The 19,236-nt window shown below is 65.9% G+C and carries 13 protein-coding genes and 1 tRNA gene; 9 read left to right on the top strand and 5 right to left on the bottom strand.

The genetic code is table 11. The features are described from left to right. Positions 1 to 2 precede the first annotated feature (2 nt). Positions 3 to 2,897 carry an EAL domain-containing protein gene (locus F791_RS0102950; protein WP_019592148.1) on the bottom strand — a complete coding sequence of 965 codons (2,895 nt, stop codon included), beginning with the start codon at positions 2,895 to 2,897 and terminating at the stop codon, positions 3 to 5. A gap of 81 nt (positions 2,898 to 2,978) precedes the next feature. Then, entirely contained in the window at positions 2,979 to 4,403 is a 1,425-nt protein-coding gene (locus tag F791_RS0102945; RefSeq protein ID WP_019592147.1) for a phospholipase D-like domain-containing protein, read from the bottom strand. Between the two features lie 108 nt (positions 4,404 to 4,511). Here F791_RS0102945 and parC point away from each other — a divergent pair, with 108 nt between their 5' ends. Next, positions 4,512 to 6,773, top strand: coding sequence for a DNA topoisomerase IV subunit A (parC, locus tag F791_RS0102940; protein ID WP_019592146.1), 2,262 nt, complete (start codon positions 4,512 to 4,514; stop codon positions 6,771 to 6,773). A gap of 48 nt (positions 6,774 to 6,821) precedes the next feature. Here the strand turns inward: parC and F791_RS0102935 are convergent, their stop codons facing one another. Further along, entirely contained in the window at positions 6,822 to 8,615 is a 1,794-nt protein-coding gene (locus F791_RS0102935) for a bifunctional diguanylate cyclase/phosphodiesterase (RefSeq protein WP_018138555.1), read from the bottom strand. Continuing rightward, complete coding sequence (locus F791_RS0102930; RefSeq protein WP_018138554.1) at positions 8,599 to 10,692, bottom strand: ATP-binding protein; 2,094 nt, start codon at positions 10,690 to 10,692, stop codon at positions 8,599 to 8,601. Before F791_RS0102930 ends, F791_RS0102935 begins: the two co-directional genes overlap by 17 nt. A 500-nt stretch (positions 10,693 to 11,192) precedes the next feature. Here F791_RS0102930 and htpX point away from each other — a divergent pair, with 500 nt between their 5' ends. Continuing rightward, positions 11,193 to 12,080 carry a protease HtpX gene (gene htpX / locus F791_RS0102925; protein ID WP_019592145.1) on the top strand — a complete coding sequence of 296 codons (888 nt, stop codon included), beginning with the start codon at positions 11,193 to 11,195 and terminating at the stop codon, positions 12,078 to 12,080. 106 nt (positions 12,081 to 12,186) lie between these two features. Here htpX and F791_RS0102920 read toward each other — a convergent pair whose 3' ends face one another. Next, entirely contained in the window at positions 12,187 to 12,867 is a 681-nt protein-coding gene (locus F791_RS0102920; RefSeq protein ID WP_018138552.1) for an MBL fold metallo-hydrolase, read from the bottom strand. 368 nt (positions 12,868 to 13,235) lie between these two features. Here F791_RS0102920 and F791_RS0102915 point away from each other — a divergent pair, with 368 nt between their 5' ends. The 7 genes from F791_RS0102915 (at position 13,236) to F791_RS0102885 (ending at position 18,871) form a co-directional block, all read left to right on the top strand. Continuing rightward, entirely contained in the window at positions 13,236 to 14,771 is a 1,536-nt protein-coding gene (locus F791_RS0102915) for an ATP-binding protein (protein WP_018174631.1), read from the top strand. Further along, positions 14,768 to 16,195 (top strand): sigma-54 dependent transcriptional regulator, encoded by a 1,428-nt coding sequence (locus F791_RS0102910; protein ID WP_018138550.1) that lies wholly within the window; start codon positions 14,768 to 14,770, stop codon positions 16,193 to 16,195. Before F791_RS0102915 ends, F791_RS0102910 begins: the two co-directional genes overlap by 4 nt. Positions 16,196 to 16,592: 397 nt before the next feature. Continuing rightward, complete coding sequence (locus F791_RS0102905) at positions 16,593 to 17,054, top strand: hypothetical protein (RefSeq protein WP_018174633.1); 462 nt, start codon at positions 16,593 to 16,595, stop codon at positions 17,052 to 17,054. Between the two features lie 97 nt (positions 17,055 to 17,151). Then, positions 17,152 to 17,685 carry a DUF4168 domain-containing protein gene (locus tag F791_RS0102900; RefSeq protein WP_018174634.1) on the top strand — a complete coding sequence of 178 codons (534 nt, stop codon included), beginning with the start codon at positions 17,152 to 17,154 and terminating at the stop codon, positions 17,683 to 17,685. Between the two features lie 222 nt (positions 17,686 to 17,907). Beyond that, positions 17,908 to 18,336 (top strand): 50S ribosomal protein L13, encoded by a 429-nt coding sequence (gene rplM / locus F791_RS0102895; protein WP_018138548.1) that lies wholly within the window; start codon positions 17,908 to 17,910, stop codon positions 18,334 to 18,336. A 29-nt stretch (positions 18,337 to 18,365) separates the two neighbouring features. Then, positions 18,366 to 18,758: a 30S ribosomal protein S9 gene (gene rpsI, locus F791_RS0102890; protein WP_018138547.1), complete on the top strand. Its 393-nt coding sequence runs from the start codon at positions 18,366 to 18,368 to the stop codon at positions 18,756 to 18,758. 39 nt (positions 18,759 to 18,797) lie between these two features. Next, a tRNA-Gln gene (locus F791_RS0102885) sits at positions 18,798 to 18,871 on the top strand. Positions 18,872 to 19,236: the final 365 nt, after the last annotated feature.

Here is a 19,236-nt window from a genome sequence, read left to right as displayed (position 1 = left end):
GGTCAGCTCTGGCGTTGCGCTGCCGGGCTGGCGTTTCGTTCCAGCCAGGCCGGGAACTCGTCTTCCGCGATCGGCTGGCCGTAGAGAAATCCCTGGAAATGCGTGCAACCCAGTGCCAGGAGCCGCTGGCGCTGGGTCTGTTGGGCCACGCCCTCGGCGATCACGCGCAGGCCCATGTTGTGGCCGATATCGAGGATGTTCTCGATGAGCATCTGCTCGCCCTTGTCCACGAGTTCATCGATGAACGACTTGTCGATCTTGAGTTCGTCCAGTGGCAGATCGCGCAGGTAGGCCAGAGACGAATACCCCGTGCCGAAGTCATCCAGTGCCACCTGGACGCCGAACTCGCGCAGCACCCGAAGTTTCCCAATGGCATCGGACAGGTCACGCAGCAGTCCCGACTCGGTCACTTCCAGGGTGATGCGGCTGGGTTCCAGGTCGGCGGCCTGCACGCGCTCCCTGAGCTGCTCGACGAAATCGGGGCGGGCCAGCTGCCAGGGCGAGATATTGATGGCCACGTGGGGCGGAAGCGGCAGACCCCGCGCGCGCCAGTCCCGCAGATTTTCCAGTACATGTTCGACCACCCAGGTCCCGATAGGGTGGATCAGCCCGGTCTCCTCGGCGATCGGGATGAACAGCGCCGGCCCGACCGAGCCCAGCTCGGGGTGTGTCCAGCGCAGCAGCGCCTCGGCACCGATCATGTTCTCCTGGGCATCGAACTGCGGCTGGTAACTCAGGTGCATCTCGTGATTCGCCAGGGCCTGGCGCAGCCCCTCCTCGATCTGCAGCCGTGCACGGGCCTCGTCCTGCAGCGCATGGCGGTAGAACTGCACCCCGCCGCGTCCGGCCCGTTTCGCCTGGTACAGCGCGATGTCGGCATGGCGCAAGGCATCCGATGAGGTCTGCCCCGCGTCCGGGAACAGCACGCAGCCCAGGCTGGCGCCGACACTGAAGGTGCGCTCTCCCACCACGATCGGGTGCTGCAGGGCATCCAGCAGCCGTTGGGCCGCGTCGTTGACCGTCGCCTCGATCGCCTGGCGCGATGCGCGCCGGGGATGGATCAGGGTGGCGAACTCGTCCCCGCCCAGGCGCACCACCAGGGCCTGTGCGGGCGCGTTCTGTCGCAGGCGGTCGGCGACCGCGGCCAGCACGGTGTCACCGACCGCGTGCCCCAGGGCATCGTTGATCGTCTTGAAATGGTCCAGATCGATCAGGATGAGCCCGCCATGCTGGCCCCCGTAATGTGCCAGGTCCAGATCCTGGGTTAGGGCGTCGTGCAACTGGATCCGATTGGCCAGTCCGGTCAGCGGATCGTGATAGGCGAGCCGCCGGATGTGCTCCTCACCTTCCAGTCGCTCGAGTTCGGCCGCTGCCCGGTCGGCAAAGATCTCGAGGATGCCCGCTGCCTGTTCGGTTTCGTCCAGCGGGTAGCGGTTCAGGACCGCGATGTGTCCGAGTTCGCGTCCCTGACTGTCGAGCATGGGGGCCCCGAGATAGCTGCGTGCCTCCATCTCGACGAGGAGGTGGTCGTGTGGGAACAGTTCCTGAACGCCATCCGGGTAGACGCACAGACCGCTCGTTAGTGTTTCATCGCAAGGGGTGTTGGCCAGGGCATAGTGGATGTTCTGCCCGAGTTCTCCATCTTGGGAAAGCGCGACGGTTTCGACGTAACCGGGCCTGTCCGCCATGTTGATGCCCACCAGGGCATAGTTGGCGCGAAAGACCTCGCTTAGCCGAAGCACAAGGTTCTGGAAGAAGCTCTCCCGGTCGTGGGCGCGAAAACCCTGAGCGATCACGCGCAGTGCGTCTTCGCTGCGGCGCGCCAGTGTGATGTCTTCCTGCATCACCACGATGTCCTGTACCTCACCCCGGTGATTCTTCAGGGGATACACGCACCCCTTCAGCCAGCGGCTGCCCGCCTGCTTCGTCGCGGAATCGGCCCCCATGTAGCAGGCGAAGGGTTCGATCAACTGACGCTGGCCCTGTGCAGCCGCCCGGATGGCATCGGTGATGCGCCCATCGATGGGGTCGGGACGGTGCAGCACGCTGGAATCGCGCACGCGCTCGCCGTCACGTCCATGAAGAGTTTCCCAGGCGGCGTTCACCTGGCGCACCCGGCTCTCGGGCGTGAGAACCGCCACGGCCATCGGGGCCTGTTGCACCAGATCACGAAAGCGGTGTTCGGACTCGCGGGTGCGCTCCTGGGTTTCCCGGTGCAGTACCAGGCTCATCACCAGGATCATGCCCAGATAACCGAATACCGACAGTGGGACCGAGTCGAGCACGCCGAGGCGCACCAGTGCGCCCTGGGCGGTGGCTGCGAGGAAGACCGCCATGGCGGCGAAAAGGACCAGCGGGCCGCTGCCACCTTCGCGATGCCACTGGCGTAGCAGGGCCCAAATCGCGAAGCCGAACACCAGTAGCAGTCCGGCCAGGCCCAGCAGAAACCATGGGCTGGGGGTTCCCGTCGCGAGTGCCAGCGTCTCGCCCCAGGGGAGGGTCACCGTGCGTAGTTCGGCGACCTCGCCCAGTTGCAGCCCGTGCGGTTGCTGCGCGTTGGCAACCCACATGGCAACCGTCAATATCGCCAGTGCCGCGAGCAGGCCCCGGGCGGGGGTTTGGGTATAGCGGGCGATGAACGCCGCGAACAGCACATAGACGGGGGCGATCAGGGCGTAGTACGCCTTGATGGGACCGGTATAGGCCTCAAGGGACGGTGCCTGATAGGAAAGGGCAATGCTGATCGCGGCGCCCGTTATCAGCAGGCACATGGCGGCGAACAACAGATGTTCCGTGCGCCTCAGGCTATGGGCGGCATACAACAGGTGGCTGGCTGTGGCGTAGACACACAGCCCGGCGAGCAGATAGAGCGCTGCGATCAATGGACCATTCACCATCGACCCCCTGAAATGGCGGAAATCCCTTTCTCTGTTTTCGAGTTAAGCACAAGCAGCGTCGGGTTGCGCGCGCTGGGGCATCTAGAGGTACGGCGTCAGCAGCCGCGCGGCCCCGTCGCGCAGACGAGCGGGCAAGGGGCGGGCGTGGACATCCTCCAGGGTCAGTCGATGGGAGCGCGAGCGCAGATCCTCGGCCCAGTCGGCCAGCTGTTGCCCCAGGTCGCGGTCCACGCATTCCAGGTTGCACTCGAAGTTGAGGCGCAGGCTGCGCGGGTCCCAGTTGGCCGATCCCACCAGGGCCCATTCCCCGTCGACGAGCATCAGCTTGGAGTGATTGAACGGGGGCGGCGTCAACCAGATGCGGCAGCCGCGGGTCAGGAGTTCGCCGTGCAGCGGACGGGCGGCCCACTCGACCAGGCGCAGGTTGTTGCGTTCCGGCAGCAGTAGATCGACCTCGATGCCGCGCAGGGCCGCGGCCTTGAGCGCCCCCAGCAGTTCCAGGTCGGGCAGGAAGTAGGGCGTGACCACGGTAACGTGCTCGCGCGCCTCCGCGATCGCGGCCAACAGGGTGAACTTGAGCACCTCGAAGTCTTCATCGGGGCCGTCCGGCAGGGCGCGGCACAACTGGGCACCTGCCAGGCGCGTCTCCTCCGGGAACCAGGGCGGGCCCTCCAGCGCCTCCTGCGTGCTGAACTGCCAGTCTTCCGCGAACACCCGCTGCAACTGCAGGCAGATCGGACCGCGGACCTCGAAGTGCAGGTCCTGAATCGGGTGTGGGCCCGGGTCGCTCGCGCTGTGGCCGCGACGGATATTCATGCCCCCGGTAAAGCCGTGCTCGCCATCCACCAGCAGCATCTTGCGGTGATTGCGCAGATTGAACGCCGCAAGCGTCCGCGGCAGGTGGTGTACGGGCATGAAGGCGGCGGCCGGGATGCCGGCCCGCTTGAGGAAGCGCAGGGTGTTGCGGCGGCTGTAGCGGGCGCCGATCCCATCGATCAGGACGCGCACCTCGACGCCGCGGTCGCGGGCGGCCTTCAGGTGGCGCACGAATCGCTGCCCGACCACGTCGTAGTCAAAGATATAGGTCGCCAGGGTGATGCTGCGGGACGCGCGGTCGATCGCCTCGAGCATCGCCGCGTAGGCCTGGTCACCATCGGTCAGCGGCCGGACCGAATTGCCGGCGCTGGCGCGAAACGGCGCGAGCCGGTCGCCACAGCCCAGCAGGCGACTCCAGCGGGGCGGAATGCCCGGGCCGTCGGCGTCGCGCGCCGCGGGGTCGACCAGCAGATGGCCCTCGCGCAGGGCGTGGGCGCGGCGGCGGATGCGGTTGACTCCGAACATCCAGTACAGGATCGAGCCCCCCACCGGCAGCAGTACGATCAGCCCGACCCAGGCGATCACGGTCCCGGTCTCGCGGCGCTGGAGCAATGCGTGCATCACACTGGCGGCGGCCAGTGCAAAGGCGGCGACGGCAGTGATACTGGCAATCCAGCCGGTACCCAGCACGGCATTCTCCCCGGGAATGGAATGGTGGCGGTGTGATCGCTACAGTACGCGGGCCGGGCGAGCGGTAAAAGGCCGCCATGGTGATCCATTCGCCCTTCGAGAGAGCCGATGACCGATATCGAGACCCCCAGCCTGTTCGCCAACAGTGGCGAGCAGCTGCCGCTGAAGGACTTCACCGAGAAGGCGTACCTGGACTACTCCATGTACGTGATCCTGGACCGTGCGCTGCCGCACATCGGCGACGGGCTCAAGCCCGTGCAGCGCCGCATCATCTACGCGATGAGCGAGCTGGGGCTCTCGGCCACGGCCAAGTACAAGAAGTCCGCGCGCACCGTGGGCGACGTGCTCGGCAAGTTCCATCCGCACGGCGACTCGGCCTGCTACGAGGCGATGGTGCTGATGGCGCAGCCCTTCTCCTACCGCTACCCGTTCGTCGACGGGCAGGGCAACTGGGGTTCGCCGGACGATCCCAAGTCCTTCGCCGCGATGCGCTATACCGAGTCGCGCCTGTCGCGCTACGCGCAGCTGCTGCTCTCCGAGCTGGGGCAGGGCACGGTGGACTGGGTGCCGAACTTCGACGGCGCGCTGGACGAGCCGAAGGTATTGCCGGCGCGGCTGCCCAACGTGCTGCTGAACGGCGGTTCCGGGATCGCCGTGGGCATGGCCACCGACATCCCGCCGCACAACCTGCGCGAGGTGGCTGCGGCCTGCGTGCATCTGCTGGAGCACCCGAAGGCGACTGTCGCGGAGCTGTGCGAGTACCTGCCGGCGCCGGATTTTCCCACCGAGGCCGAGATCATTACTTCGCCCGCCGAGCTGCGAAAGGTCTACGAGACCGGCCAGGGCTCGATCCGCGCGCGGGCGCGCTATGAACGCGAAGGTGACGACATCGTGGTGACCGCGCTGCCGCATCAGGTCTCCGGGGCCAAGCTGCTGGAGCAGATCGCCAGCCAGATCCGCGCGAAGAAGCTGCCGATGGTCGAGGACCTGCGAGACGAGTCCGACCACGAGCACCCGACCCGCCTGGTGATCACCCCGCGCTCGAACCGCGTGGACGTCGAGGCGCTGATGGCGCATCTGTTCGCGACCACGGACCTGGAAAAGACCTACCGCGTAAACATGAACGTGATCGGCCTCGACGGGCGCCCGCAGGTGCGCGACCTGGCCGGGCTGCTGGGCGAATGGCTGACCTTCCGCATCGAGACCGTGCGCCGGCGCCTGCAGTGGCGCCTGGAAAAGGTGCAGGCGCGGCTGCATGTGCTGGAAGGCCTGCTGATCGCGTATCTCAATATCGACGAGGTGATCGCGATCATCCGCGAGTACGACCAGCCCAAGCCCGAGCTGATGAGCCGCTTTGGCCTGTCGGACATCCAGGCCGAGGCGATCCTGGAGCTGAAGCTGCGCCACCTGGCCAAGCTCGAGGAGATGAAGATCCGCGGCGAGCAGGACGAACTGGCCAAGGAGCGCGATCAGCTGGAGAAGACCCTTGGGTCCGAGCGTCGCCTGCGCACCCAGGTGCGCCGCGAGATCGAGAAGGACGCCGCGGACTACGGCGACGAGCGCCGCTCGCCGCTGGTCCAGCGCGCTGCCGCGCAGGCACTGGACGAGTCCGCGCTGGTGCCCACCGAGCCGCTGACCATTGTGCTGTCGGAGAAGGGCTGGGCACGCGCGGCCAAGGGTCACGACGTGGATGCCCAGGGGCTCAGCTACAAGGCCGGGGATGCCTTCCAGGCCGCGGTCACCGGGCGCAGCAACCAGCCGGTCGCGTTCATCGACTCCACCGGCCGCACCTATACCATCCCCGCTCACACCCTGCCGTCCGCGCGCGGGCAGGGCGAGCCGCTGTCCGGCCGTGTGAACCCGCCGGAGGGCGCGCGCTTTGTCGGCCTGGCCACCGGGGCGGAGGAAGATCGCTGGCTGCTGGGTTCGGATCACGGCTACGGCTTCGTCGCGAAGCTGGGTGATCTGCTGGGCCGGCAGAAGGCGGGCAAGAACGTGCTGACCGTGCCTGACGGGGCCGCCGTGCTGCAGCCGGCCTCGGTGCGCAACCCGCACGAGGATCACATCGCCGTCGTCACCACGCGTGGCTACCTGCTGCTGTTCCCGGCCACCGAGCTGCCGGAACTGGCGCGCGGCAAGGGCAACAAGCTGATTGGCATCCCGTCCGCCGCCCTCAAGGACGGCTCCGAGCGGGTGCTCGGCGTGGCCGTGCTGGGCCCGCAGGACACCCTGGTCGTGCATGCCGGCAAGCGCTTCAAGGCGCTGGCCCCGACGGAGTGGGCGGAGTACGTGGGCGAGCGCGCCCGGCGCGGGCGCCAGCTGCCGCGCGGCTACCAGAACGCCGATCGCCTGGAAGTGCGCAGCGCCTGATTGGCAAGCGTGGCCGTCTACCGCCAAGCGCGGGGGAGCGGCTGGATGTCAGGCGCAGGCTCGGCCCAGCAGACCGCTTGCGTCCGTCTCGGCGAGCGGGCGGTGGTAGAGGTATCCTTGGCCAATCGGGCATCCGAGCTTCGCCAGGTGTCGTGCGTCGGCCTCGGTCTCGATGCCCTCGGCGACGGTGGTCAGGCCGAACCCGCGCCCCACCGACAGGATGGCGCGGGCCAGAGTGTCCATGCTCGGGTTCGCGGATACGCCGTCTATCAGGCTGCGGTCGATCTTGATGGCCGTAACCGGCAGGCGACGCAGGTACGCCAGCGATGAGTAGCCGGTACCGAAGTCATCAATCGCGATCGATACCCCGAGGGCCCTAAGGGCCCGAAGTTCCTCTACTGCCGCGTCCACGTCGTGCATTACCGCAGTCTCGGTAATCTCGATCTCCAGTGCGCTGCCGTTCAGGCCGTTGGCCTTCAGCGCGCTTTCCACTGCATCCACCAGCGATCTGCCGGATCGGGTCAGGGCGGCGAATTGCTGGGTGGAGACATTGACCGCGATCGGCGGGCAGTGCCCGCTGGCCTCGCGCCAGCGGCGGGCGGCGGCCAGTGCCTCGTGCAGGGCCCATTCTCCCAGCTCGGCGATACGCCCGGTGTTCTCCGCCAGCGGGATGAACTCCGCCGGCGAGATGAGCCCAAGACGCGGATGCTCCCAGCGCATCAGGGCCTCGAACCCGACCAGGCAGCCGCTGGCGAGCTCGATCTTTGGCTGGTAAAGCAGGTGGAACTGGTCTTGCTCGCGGGCGACCGTCAGACCGTATTCCAGTTGGTGGCGTCGGCGTGCAGCCTGCTCCAGTACGGGGTCGAAGCTGAGCCACTCGCTCCCGCGGCGTTCGCCCTTGGCCAGGGTCAGCGAGACCCGGCGGATCAGTTCCTCAGTGTCGCGACCATGATCGGGGGCCCGGACGTGTCCGGCGGAGGCACTGGGGGTGATCTCGTAGCGCCCCAGGCGCAGGTGCGCCATCGAGGCATCCAGGCAGTCCTGCAGGGTGCTGGTGGCAATGCTCTCGCTGCTGGCCACGGCGAGCAGCAATGTGGAACTGCCCCAGATGCCGCACAGTACTCGCCCCGGGGTCTGATCTTCCAGGGCCAGGCGCAGCCGCTGGCCGATCTCGCGCAGCATCAGGTCGGCCGCGGCATAGCCCTCAAGACGTTCCACTGCCTCGTGACCACGGACGTGCACCATGACCAGGTCCAGGGCGCTGCCGGTCTCGATGGTCCCGTCAATGAAACGCAGCAGTGAATGCCGGTTTGGCAGGCCGGTAGCCGGGTCGTGGTGGGCCAGGTGCTCGAGGTCCTGTTCGGTGCGTTGCAGGGTGCGCACACGGTCGGCAAGGCTGCGCGACAGGTCTTCGGCGCGATCGTGGGCGGCGTTGTGCAGCGCCCGGACCCGCAGGAGATTGTCGATCCGCTGCACCACCTCGGTGGTGTTGAACGGCTTGGTAATGAAATCCAGCGCCCCGGCGGCGAGGGCCTGTTCCCGGGTCTGGGGGTCGATCTGCGCGGTCAGGACGATGACCGGCAGCCAGTCGCCCTCCGCCAGGTCGCCGTTCAGTTGGCGCATCACCTCGTGGCCGTCGATACCGGGCATGCGGATGTCCAGCAGCACCAGGTCGAAGGGTTCTTCGCGCCAGCGCTCCACCGCGCGTTCCCCGCTGGTTTCGCTGGCGACATCCCGGAACCCGGCCCCCTCGAGGATGGCCCCGAGCAGATCCACGTTCATCCGGTTGTCGTCCACGATCAGAATGCGGGCATCGCGGGGGCTGTCAGCGGGTGTAATCATCGGCGTCCGTGCGACTCGCGGAAGGCTCGAGCAGTGGGTCGAGGGCCGCGAGGAACCGCGCTATATCCAAGGGCTTCGTGAAGTAAGTCACAAAATCCGGGTTTTGGTTCCCGTCATCGACGGCCTCACGCGTGGCATCGGCACTCAGGGCGATGATCGGGACCTCCCGGGTCTCCGGACGCGCGCGCAGGAGGCGGGCGGCCGCGGTCCCGCTCATCCCGGGCAGGTGGATGTCCATGATCACCAGATCCGGGGGGTTCTCCCGGGCGAGCATCAGGCCCTCCTCAGCGCTTCCCGCCGTCTGTAGTTCGATCCCGTCGCGAAGCGCCAGGATCTCTTGCATCAGGCTGACATTGGCTGGATTGTCCTCGACATACAGCACCCGCCGGCACAAGTCCGTTCTCGGTGCATCGTCGAGCGACCGGGTTGTGTGTTCCTGGGTCGCTGGACGCTCGGCGGCGCTGGTCATGGGCAGGGTGAAGAAGAATTCCGTGCCTTCGCCCTCCTGGCTTCGGTATTCGAGTTCGCCACCCATGTGTCGCACCAGCTCCCGAGTGATGACCAGTCCGATTCCGGAGCCCTGGATGGCGCCGGTCTCGTGCCCGAGGCGGCTGAAGGGCCGGAACAGTTCGGCGCGGCGGTCTTCGGGGATCCCCAGGCCGGTGTCCCGGACACGGAATTCCACGCGTCCGTCGGGCATGGGGGTCACGTGGACGCGCACGATGCCCTCGTCGCGGTTGTACTTGATCGCATTGCTGAACAGGTTCAGCAGTACCTGCTTGAGCCGTGTGCGGTCGGCCTGTACGGCGGGCAGGGCGGGTTCCGGAGGCGGAAAGTCCAGCTGGATGCCCCGTTCGCTGGCCGCGCCCTCGATCATGCCGCGGCACTCCGCGAGGGTCATGGCGGGATCCGTAGGCTCCAGTGACAACGCGATTTGCCCGGCCTCGATGCGGGACAGGTCCAGGATGTCATTGATAAGGGCCAGAAGGTGGTGTCCGCTGCGCTCGATGTGCTCGACCTGGCGCTGCTGGCGCTCGGGCAGTGGGTGGGCCCGGTCGGCCCGCATCAGCTGGGAGAACCCCAGGATGGAGTTCAGTGGGGTGCGCAGCTCGTGGGACATGTTTGAGAGAAACTCGGACTTGGCACGATTGGCCCGTTCGGCCTCCGCCAGTTCGCGGCGCTGGCTCTCGCGCAGGTCGGTGAGGTCCGTGACGATACCGATGTAGTGGGGCTGCTCTTCGATTCGAACCTCGCTGACCGCGAGCTGCATCGGAAAGGTGGAACCGTCGCGGCGCAGCCCTTCGACCTCGCGCCCGCTGCCGATCACCCGCGCTTGCCCCGTTTCGCGGTAGTGACGCAGGTAGTCGTCGTGTTCGTGGGCCCAGCGTGACGGCATCAGCATGGATACGTTGTGCCCGAGGACTTGATCCGCCGGGTAATCGAACAGTCGTTCGGCCGCCGAATTGAACTGCTCGATATGGCCAGTGTGGTCGATCTGGATGATGCCGGCCGCGGCCGTTTCGAGTACGGCGGCGAGACGCTGGCCCTGAGCATCCAGTGCGCTGCGGCTGTGCCCCAGGTCGCGGCGCGCGAGGTACTCGCGCAGCAACGAGGTGGCGATTTCGCCGAATTCGCGCAGATCCGTCGCCTCCTCTGAACGGAAGCGGCGTGGTTGCGTGTCGATGATGCACAGATTGCCGACTGCAAGCCCGGGCTCGGGTGTCAGCGGGATCCCGGCGTAGAAGCGGATGCCGGGCTCGTCGAGGACCAGCGGGTTGTCGGTAAAACGCGGGTCTGCGGTGGCATCCTCGATGATCAGCAGTTCATCCGGCCGGGCCAGAGCGTGTGCACAAAAGGAGATGCTGCGCTCCGTGCCGGCCCCGAGCGGACCCTGTGGCGCGATGAAGCACTGGCATTGCTCGTCGACCAGCGTGACCGTGGCCATGGGGACGTCGAAGTGGCGCGCGACGAGCCGCGTCAGCGGCCGAAACAGGTCGTGGTCGCTGGTTTCCAGGGGCAGGCGGTGCACTGCCTCCAGACGTGCCTGCTCGTTTTCGGGCAAGGGTGCGGAGGGCATCGGCCGGGACCGTAGGAATGGCCTGGCAGTATGCGGGAAGAATGGCGTTGATGGGAGGGGGCCGGCAGGGTTGGGGGCTGGGAACCGCAGCGCCGGAATGTGGTCCTTAAGGAAATACTGATGAATATACACGCTCGCTGCTTCGTCGCTTTTGCGTGCGAACAAGGCGCGGTGACTGCCGTGCAGTCATTCTGCACAAAGGAGGCGCAACGCCGCTGTTCCCACGCTTCGGGGTTGGCACCCCAGGTTCCCCGATCCTGCGTTGCGCCCCGAATCAATCAAAAGCGGGCGGGTAGAACCACTACCCGTTGCACGACGCGCCTTGTCTCGGAAAACCTGGGGTACCAACGCGAGCGTGTATATTCATCAGTGTTTCCTTAAAGCGGCGCGGTATCCCGCCGGTGGTGATGAAATACCGCCGGCGAGCCTTGAATTCCGGCGCGTGGCAACCATTTAATACGCATCCACCGATTCCGACTGATGGGGTACAGGAAGGCTTCATGAAACGTATTGCGCTGTTTCTGGCGACAAACTTCGCCATCATCATCGTGCTCAGTATCACCCTGCGCCTGCTGGGTGTGGAGCGCATTCTCGACGAGGAGGGGGTCCACCTCGACCTCAATGCGCTTCTGATCTTTGCCGCGGTGTTCGGCTTTGGCGGGTCCTTTATCTCGCTGGCCATCTCCAAGTGGATGGCCAAGAAGACCATGAAGGTCCACGTCGTCGACAAGCCGCGCAATGCCACCGAGCAGTGGTTGCTGGAGACCGTTCAGCGCCAGGCCCGTGAGGCCGGGATCGGCATGCCGGAGGTGGGCATCTATGACTCGCCGGACCCGAATGCCTTCGCCACTGGCATGAGCAAGAACAATGCGCTGGTTGCGGTCAGCACCGGGCTGATGCAAAGCATGGGTCAGGGCGAGGTCGAGGCGGTGCTGGGCCACGAGGTCGGGCACGTGGCCAACGGCGACATGGTCACGCTGGCGCTGATCCAGGGCGTGGTGAATACCTTCGTGATCTTCCTGGCGCGTGTGGCTGGGCATTTCGTCGACCGCGTGGTGTTCAAGAACGAGTCCGGTCATGGCCCGGCGTTCTGGATTACCACCATCGTGACGGAGATCATCCTGGCGATCCTGGCCTCGATCATCGTCATGTGGTTCTCGCGCCAGCGCGAGTTCCGGGCCGACGAGGCGGGAGCGAAGCTGGCCGGACGCGAAAAAATGATCGGTGCACTGGAGTCGCTGGCGCGCGCCTCCGGGCGCCAGGTGGACATGCCCGATCAGATGGCGGCCTTTGGCATTCGCGGGGGCATGGCCCAGGGGCTGAAGAAGCTGTTCATGAGCCACCCGCCGATCGAGGAGCGCATCGCGTCGCTGCGTGCGAACAGCTGATTCACCTCCAGCACCAGGGGCAGGAACGCGGAAGGCCGCCGACAGGGCGGCCTTCTTCGTTGGGAGGCTGGTTACTCGTAGGATGCGTTGAGCGCAGCGAGACGCATCAATAATAGCGTCCGCGCCCGGGCTGACCGCCAGCAGCGAGAGCGGCATCGCCCACAAAAGGGTTGCTGCGGCGCTCTTCCCCGAACGTCGACTCCGGGCCGTGGCCGGGCACAAAGCGCACATCGTCGCCCAGCGGCCAGAGGCGCCGGGTGATGGATTCGATCAGTTGCGGCCCGTTGCCGCGCGGGAAGTCGCTGCGGCCGATGGCGCCATGGAACAGGACATCGCCCACCAGGGCGAGGCGGCTCTCGCGGTCGAAGAACACGATATGACCCGGGGTGTGCCCCGGACAGTGCAGCACCTCGAGCGTGACCTCGCCCAGCTGCAGATTCTCGCCGTCGTGCAGCCAGCGATCCGGAACCAGCGCAGGCATCTCGGGAAAACCGAACATCTGGCACTGCATCGGCAGCTGATCGAGCCAGAAGGCATCTTCAACCTGAGGGCCCAGGATCGGGATATTGCAGCGGCGCGCCATCTCGGCGGCGGCCCCGACATGATCGAGGTGGCCATGGGTCAGCAGGATGCAGTCCAGCCGGACATCCTGCCGTCGTGCGATCTCGATCAGCGTGTCGGCCTCGGCGCCGGGGTCTACCCAGGCGGCGGCGCGGGTCTGGTCGCACCAGATCAAGGTGGCGTTCTGCGCGAGTGCGGTAACGGGGTGGCTCAGGTGCTGGAGCATATGGGCTGTGAAGATCGGTGACGAGAACGCGGATTGTGCCCGTTTTTGATTCGTGACGGGAATTCGGGAATAGAACGCGCGCGCCTGCGTCTTAAAGGGTGTGCAGATCTTTAGAAAAAGCGGTCGAGCGGAGCAGCCCAAGAGTACGACCCCCTGCGTACGAGGCTGCTTGACAAGAAGATCGCTATATTAGAAGATTTGCATATGCTGATTGCTGCCCCCCCCCTGGTAGCGTCAGCAGACTCCTCCATCCTCCTTTGGTGGTTTTCTTGGCGCGGGCTTCGACCCGCGCTTTTTTTTGCCCGGAATTCGCATCCCGACAAAGCCCTGCCTAACATGACGGCGATGTCCGGATCCCCGAACGCCTGATGCCCACACGTCTGAACAGTTTGCGCAATGCGGTGTTGCTGTTTGTCCTGCTGCCCCTGTTGCTGGTGGTCGGCGGCACGGTGACGCTCGGGCTGCAGGAGTTCCAGACGCAGATGGAAAATCGCATGCAGGCCGATATCGAGCTGGTTGCGCGTTCCATTCGCCTGCCTGTGGCCACCGCGATGATTGACCAGGACGTGACCACGGTGCAGCAGTCGCTGGACTCGTTGTTCCAGATCGATCAGGTGTTCGGCGTCTACGTCTACGACGCCCAGGGCGACATGGTCGCCACCAGCGGGCCGCCCAGCCCCACCATTCGCCACCCGGGCGAGGCCCAGGCGATCAGCGAGACGGGCAGCCTTGGCGCCTTCGACGAACATCAGGGGCGCGAGGTCTTCTCGTTCTTCCTGCCACTGTCGGATTCCGCCGGGCGGATCGTCGGCCTGTTGCAGGTGACGCGTGACGTCTCGCCGTTCCGGGCCTATGTGTCGCAGCTGCGCTGGCAGGGGGGCATGGTGATGCTGGCGGTCAGCGTGCTGTTCTTGCTGGTGGTCCTGATTGGTCACCATCGAGCGGTCGGGCGTCATGTGGCGCGCCTGATCGGTGCCATGCGAGATATTGGCGACGGGCAGCGGGGACTGCGCGCCCCGGAGAAGGGACCCTGGGAACTGCGCCGTCTGGCGATCACGATGAACGGGATGCTGGAGCGCCGCGAGGCCTCAGAGGCGGCATTGCAGGCGCAGCGCGAGGAGCAGGCACGGCTCGAGGAAAAGCTGCGCCACTCGGAAAAGCTGGCTGCCATTGGTCAACTGGCGGCCGGGGTCGCGCATGAGCTGGGGACACCTCTGGGTATTATCGCCGGCCGGGCCCAGCGTGCCGCGCGGCGCTTGCCCGCGGACGACCCCGCGCACAAGGAGATGAAGGAGCTGCAGGCGGAGCTCGAGCGCGTGGAGACCATCGTCCGCCAGCTCCTGGATTTCGCGCGCCGGAATCCGTTGCAGCAGCGCCCGCTGGAGCTGCAGGGCCTGGTCCGCGAGATCGTGGCGCGCGTACAGGAACGTGGCAAAGGGCGCGAACAGGTGCGCTTTGATCTGGATGGCGGGGCGTTGACGGTGGCGGCGGACCGGTTGCGTCTGGGGCAGGCGCTGGAGAATCTGATCGACAACGCTGCGCAGGCTGCTGCCGAATGTGTGCGGGTGAGTTGGCGCTGCCAGGGCGACACGCTCGAATGTGTGATTGCGGACGATGCCCCGCGCGCGGGGCGCGGAATCTCCGATGAGCAGGCTGAGCGCTTGTTCGAGCCCTTTTTTACGACCAAGCCGACGGGCGAGGGGACCGGCCTGGGGCTGGCGGTCGCACAAGTGGCGCTGGAGGACCATGGTGGCCAGGTAAGGCTGGATCGCAACGATCCGCAGCTCACGCGTTTTGTGGTCACGCTCCCGCTCGCGTCCGGCGCCTGTCGCGACAGGCAATCGGAACCGTCCGGGGCGGAGTCGGTCCAGGACGGGCACGCAACAGGTGGAGGAGCGGAATGAGCATGGCCCGGGGTGACGAGCTGAACAATCGCGTGCTGGTCGTCGAAGACGACCGGGGCCATCGCGAGCTCCTGGCCGAAGAGCTGGCCGAAGTGGGCTACGCGGTCACTGCGGTGGAGACGGCCGAGGAGGCCGAGCAGGTCCTGCGGCAGCAAACGGTTTCCCTGGTGGTCAGCGATCTGCGACTGCCCGGTGCCGATGGCTTCCATGTGCTGGAGGTGGCGCGCGACACGGTGCCGGTGCCCGGGTTCATCATGCTCACGGGCTTCGGCACGATCGATCAGGCCGTGACGGCGCTGAAGGCGGGTGCGGACGACTTCCTGACCAAGCCCGTCGATCTGGAGCATCTGCGTCTGGCGGCCGAACGGGTGGCCGAGGCCCGCCGCCTTCGGGCCGAGGTACGCCAGTATCGCGAGGTCCTTGCGGGCGACGAGAGCTTTCATGGCATGCAGGGCAAGAGCCCGGCGATGCTCAAGCTGCATGACCTGATCCGTCGGATCGCCGCGGCCGATGGCAGCGTACTCATCACCGGCGAATCGGGGACGGGCAAGGAGCTGGTGGCCCGCGCGCTGCATGCGGAGAGTGCCCGCGCCGATGGCCCATTCATCGCGCTGAACTGTGCGGGCATCCCGGAGACCTTGCTGGAGTCGGAGTTGTTGGGGCATGTCGCCGGGGCGTTCAGTGGCGCCAAGGGCGCGCGGCGTGGCCTGTTTACCGAGGCCGACGGCGGCACACTGTTCCTCGACGAGATCGCCGAGATGCCGGTGGCCATGCAGAGCAAGCTGCTGCGTTTGCTGCAGGACGGGCGTGTCCGGCCGGTGGGTTCCAACGAGGAGATCGAGACGGACGTGCGCATTGTGGCCGCCACCCACCAGGATCTGCAGGAGCGTATTCGTCACGAGCAGTTCCGCGAGGACCTCTATTACCGTCTCGAGACCTTTCGTATCGAGATCCCGCCCCTGCGCGATCGCGGTGATGACATCGAGCGCCTGGCGCAGCAGTTCCTGCGCGAGCAGGCGCTGGCGCGCGGGCTGCCCGTGCGCGAACTCAGCCCGGAGGCCATGCGTGCCCTGCTGCGCTACGGCTTCCCCGGGAACGTCCGCGAACTGGCCAGCCTGATGGAACGCGCGGCGACGCTCGCATCCGGGGAGGTGATCGAGCTACGCGATCTGCCCGAGCGTGTGCGCCAGTCCGGGGCCGCTAGCGGCTCGGGTGAATCGTCCGGGAATGTCTCTGGAGCCGACCTGCCGATACCGGGCGCCGGTGATGACAGCCACTGGCCCAGCCTCGCCGAGGTGGAGCAGGCCTATCTGCATCGGGTCCTGGAGCATGTCGAGGGCAACAAGCAGCGCGCCGCGCGTATCCTGGGGATCGGCCGCAAGACGCTTTATCGCAAGCTGGGCGAGAGCGAGTCGGATTCGTGACCGGCGTTATCTGCTGCGCACCGCGCCTGGTCTCGGAAAACCTGGGGTACCAACGCGAGTGTGTACATTAATCAGTGTTTCCCGAGTGCCTCTGCTCGGCGCCTCTCCACCGTTCACGGTCGGCTCTAACGTGACCCTTTTCACCCCTCCCAGCCCCTGATGGGCCGTACTGACCCGGGTCGCCCTGACCCATGTGTCGTTTTGACCCGCATCTCATTGTGATCCAGGCCCACCTGCAGGCCCTTTGGGTATTCGTAAAGCATTGATTATTAGTTTGTTGTTCTTTTTGGGTCGTTTTTGGCACGGCTTCTGCTAATTCCTTGGGTGCAGTCAACCGAAAGCCAATCGAGCCGTTCCGTTGACTGTGCTGAAACCTTAAATGAAGGAGAGAAGCACAATGTCGACTTTTCGTAAATCTGCTCTAGCAATCGCGATGAGTTCCCTTTTTGCCCTCGGTGGTCTGAGCGCCGCCCAAGCCATGGGCGAAGGTGCCGAGGCGCCGGATGAAGAAGAGGCGCAGGAAGAACAGGGTGGCATGCCGCCCCAGATGATGGTCCAGGCGGGTGAGCCTGCCGCGCCGCCGGCCGATGATGACGACGAGGATCGTGAGGGTGGTGGCATGCCTCCGCAAATGGCCCAGGCCGGTGAGCCGGCTGCTCCGCCCGCGGATGACGACGAGGACGAGGGCAACGGCGGTATGCCTCCGCAGATGACTCAGGCTGGTGAGCCGGCTGCCCCGCCCGCGGACGATGATGATGACGACCGCGAAGGCGGTATGCCGCAGATGGCCCAGGCGGGCGGCGCTGAAGCCCCGGCTGGCGATGATGACGACGACGAAGACGACGCCCCGGATTGGTAAGGGGCTAACGGGCAAGCCGGGCAGTGTTCGTCTGCCCGGCCCCCATCTCTGAGGCAGGAGCCTCGAGTTTTTTCACCCAGAGGAAGAGGTAGACATTATGAGCTTTCGCAAGACCGCACTCGCATTTGCTTTGACTTCCATGTTCGCGATCGGTGGCGTGGCGACCGCGCAGACCGGCGACATGGGTGGTGGTGCCCAGGGTGGCGCCGAAGGTGCCCCGCCGCAGGGTGGTGCCGAAGGTGGTGCTCCGCCGCAGGGCGGCCAGCCGCCGGAAGGTGGTGCCCAGGGTGGTCAGCCGCCTGAAGGTGGCGCTCCGCCGGAAGGTGGTGCTGCTGGTGCGCCGCCCGCTCAGCAGGCCCCTGAAGTGGACCTGAGCGAAGAAGATATCGACACGTTCGTGGGTGCCTTTGTGGCCGTCCAGGAAGTGCGCGAAGACTTCGCCAACCGCCTGCAGGAAGCCGAGGATGAAACCGAGGCCCAGTCCATGCAGCAGGAAGCCCAGGACGAAATGGTCAGCGCTGTTGAAGACGCCGGCATGTCCGTCGAGGAATACAACGAAGTGGCCATGGCTCTGCAGAACGATCCCGAGTTGATGCAGGAAGTCCAGGAGCGCGCCGAAGCGGAGATGTAATCCATCCCCGCTCCGGACCCCGGGCCTCGCGCCCGGGTCCAGAAAGGGCCGGCCTTCGTGCCGGCCTTTTTATTGTTTTCTATTACGGGATATCTCATGGGTGTGATCGCGCACAGGTTCTCGTGGGGCGTGCAGATTAATCCGCGCGCCGCTTGAATCAGACGCCGGGAAGCGCTATTCTTGCGCGCTTTCTGAATCGCCCCGACATCGGAGCATCAAGACATGAGCACCATCAGCGCCAAGCCGGCTGAAGTCGAACGCGACTGGTTCCTGGTCGACGCCGCGGACAAGACCCTGGGCCGCCTCGCCACGGAAATCGCGCGTCGCCTGCGCGGGAAGCACAAGCCCGTCTACACGCCGCACGTGGACACTGGCGATTACATCGTCGTGATCAACGCGGAAAAAATTCGCGTGTCCGGCAACAAGGCCAGCGACAAAATGTACTTCCGCCATACCGGCTACCCGGGTGGTATCAAGGAAGCCAATTTCAACCAGATGATTGACCGTCATCCGGAGAAGGTGCTCGAGCTCGCCGTGAAGGGCATGCTGCCGCGCAACCCGCTGGGCCGCGCCATGTTCAAGAAGCTCAAGGTGTACTCCGGTACCGAGCATCGCCACACCGCGCAGCAGCCGCAGCCGCTCGACATCTGACGGCTAAACAGCAAGGGAAATCGATCCGTATGGCTACCAATCAATACTACGGCACTGGCCGTCGCAAGACCTCCTCGGCCCGCGTGTTCCTGCGCCCGGGTACGGGCAACATCACGGTCAACGACAAGCCGCTGGACGAGTTCTTCGGCCGTCAGACCTCGCGCATGGTCGTGCGTCAGCCGCTGGAGGCCACCGAGTCCACCGAGAACTTCGACGTGATCGCGACCGTGGAAGGCGGAGGCGGCAACGGCCAGGCCGGGGCCATTCGTCTGGGCATCGCTCGTGCGCTGGTGCAGTACAACGAAGAGATGCGCCCGTCGCTGCGTCGTGGGGGTCATCTGACCCGTGACGCCCGCGAGGTCGAGCGCAAGAAGGTCGGCCTTCGCAAGGCTCGCCGCGCGACCCAGTACTCGAAGCGCTAAACCGCGCTCGAGTGCCGGCGCGTACGGCACCCGGTTTACTGGGGGATCGTCTAGCGGTAGGACTACGGACTCTGACTCCGTCAACCCAGGTTCGAATCCTGGTCCCCCAGCCATCCATAGAGAAGGGCCCCCTCGCGGGGCCCTTTTCTATGGATATTTGAGCGAGCCCAGGGTTCGAACCTGGAAGGTTCGGCGCAGCGAAGCGGAGCACTGCACGCGCGCTGCGCGTGCAGCCCCGAAGGGGTGAGGCGGCGTAGCCGCCGAATCATCCTGGTCCCCCAGCCATGGCGGTGTGCCCCTCGACGGGGCTCACCGCCATTTGCTTTGGACTGGTCGTTACTTCAGAGAAGGGCCCCCTCGCGGGGCCCTTTTCTATGGATATTTGAGCGAGTCCGGGGTTCGAACCTGGAAGGTTCGGCGCAGCGAAGCGGAGCACTGCACGCGCGCTGCGCGTGCAGCCCCGAAGGGGTGAGGCGGC

It is taken from the genome of Thioalkalivibrio sp. ALRh (genome assembly GCF_000381425.1).
Classification (GTDB): Bacteria; Pseudomonadota; Gammaproteobacteria; order Ectothiorhodospirales; family Ectothiorhodospiraceae; genus Thioalkalivibrio.
This window is presented reverse-complemented; position numbering and strand designations above follow the sequence as displayed.

What these genes read in the sequence shown, in the direction of transcription:
- F791_RS0102950 (WP_019592148.1), bottom strand. Translation starts at nt 2,897, where the DNA reads ATGGTGAATGGTCCATTGATCGCAGCGCTCTATCTGCTCGCCGGGCTG.
- parC (WP_019592146.1), top strand. Translation starts at nt 4,512, where the DNA reads ATGACCGATATCGAGACCCCCAGCCTGTTCGCCAACAGTGGCGAGCAG.
- F791_RS0102935 (WP_018138555.1), bottom strand. Translation starts at nt 8,615, where the DNA reads ATGATTACACCCGCTGACAGCCCCCGCGATGCCCGCATTCTGATCGTG.
- F791_RS0102930 (WP_018138554.1), bottom strand. Translation starts at nt 10,692, where the DNA reads ATGCCCTCCGCACCCTTGCCCGAAAACGAGCAGGCACGTCTGGAGGCA.
- htpX (WP_019592145.1), top strand. Translation starts at nt 11,193, where the DNA reads ATGAAACGTATTGCGCTGTTTCTGGCGACAAACTTCGCCATCATCATC.
- F791_RS0102920 (WP_018138552.1), bottom strand. Translation starts at nt 12,867, where the DNA reads ATGCTCCAGCACCTGAGCCACCCCGTTACCGCACTCGCGCAGAACGCC.
- F791_RS0102915 (WP_018174631.1), top strand. Translation starts at nt 13,236, where the DNA reads ATGCCCACACGTCTGAACAGTTTGCGCAATGCGGTGTTGCTGTTTGTC.
- F791_RS0102910 (WP_018138550.1), top strand. Translation starts at nt 14,768, where the DNA reads ATGAGCATGGCCCGGGGTGACGAGCTGAACAATCGCGTGCTGGTCGTC.
- F791_RS0102905 (WP_018174633.1), top strand. Translation starts at nt 16,593, where the DNA reads ATGTCGACTTTTCGTAAATCTGCTCTAGCAATCGCGATGAGTTCCCTT.
- F791_RS0102900 (WP_018174634.1), top strand. Translation starts at nt 17,152, where the DNA reads ATGAGCTTTCGCAAGACCGCACTCGCATTTGCTTTGACTTCCATGTTC.
- rplM (WP_018138548.1), top strand. Translation starts at nt 17,908, where the DNA reads ATGAGCACCATCAGCGCCAAGCCGGCTGAAGTCGAACGCGACTGGTTC.
- rpsI (WP_018138547.1), top strand. Translation starts at nt 18,366, where the DNA reads ATGGCTACCAATCAATACTACGGCACTGGCCGTCGCAAGACCTCCTCG.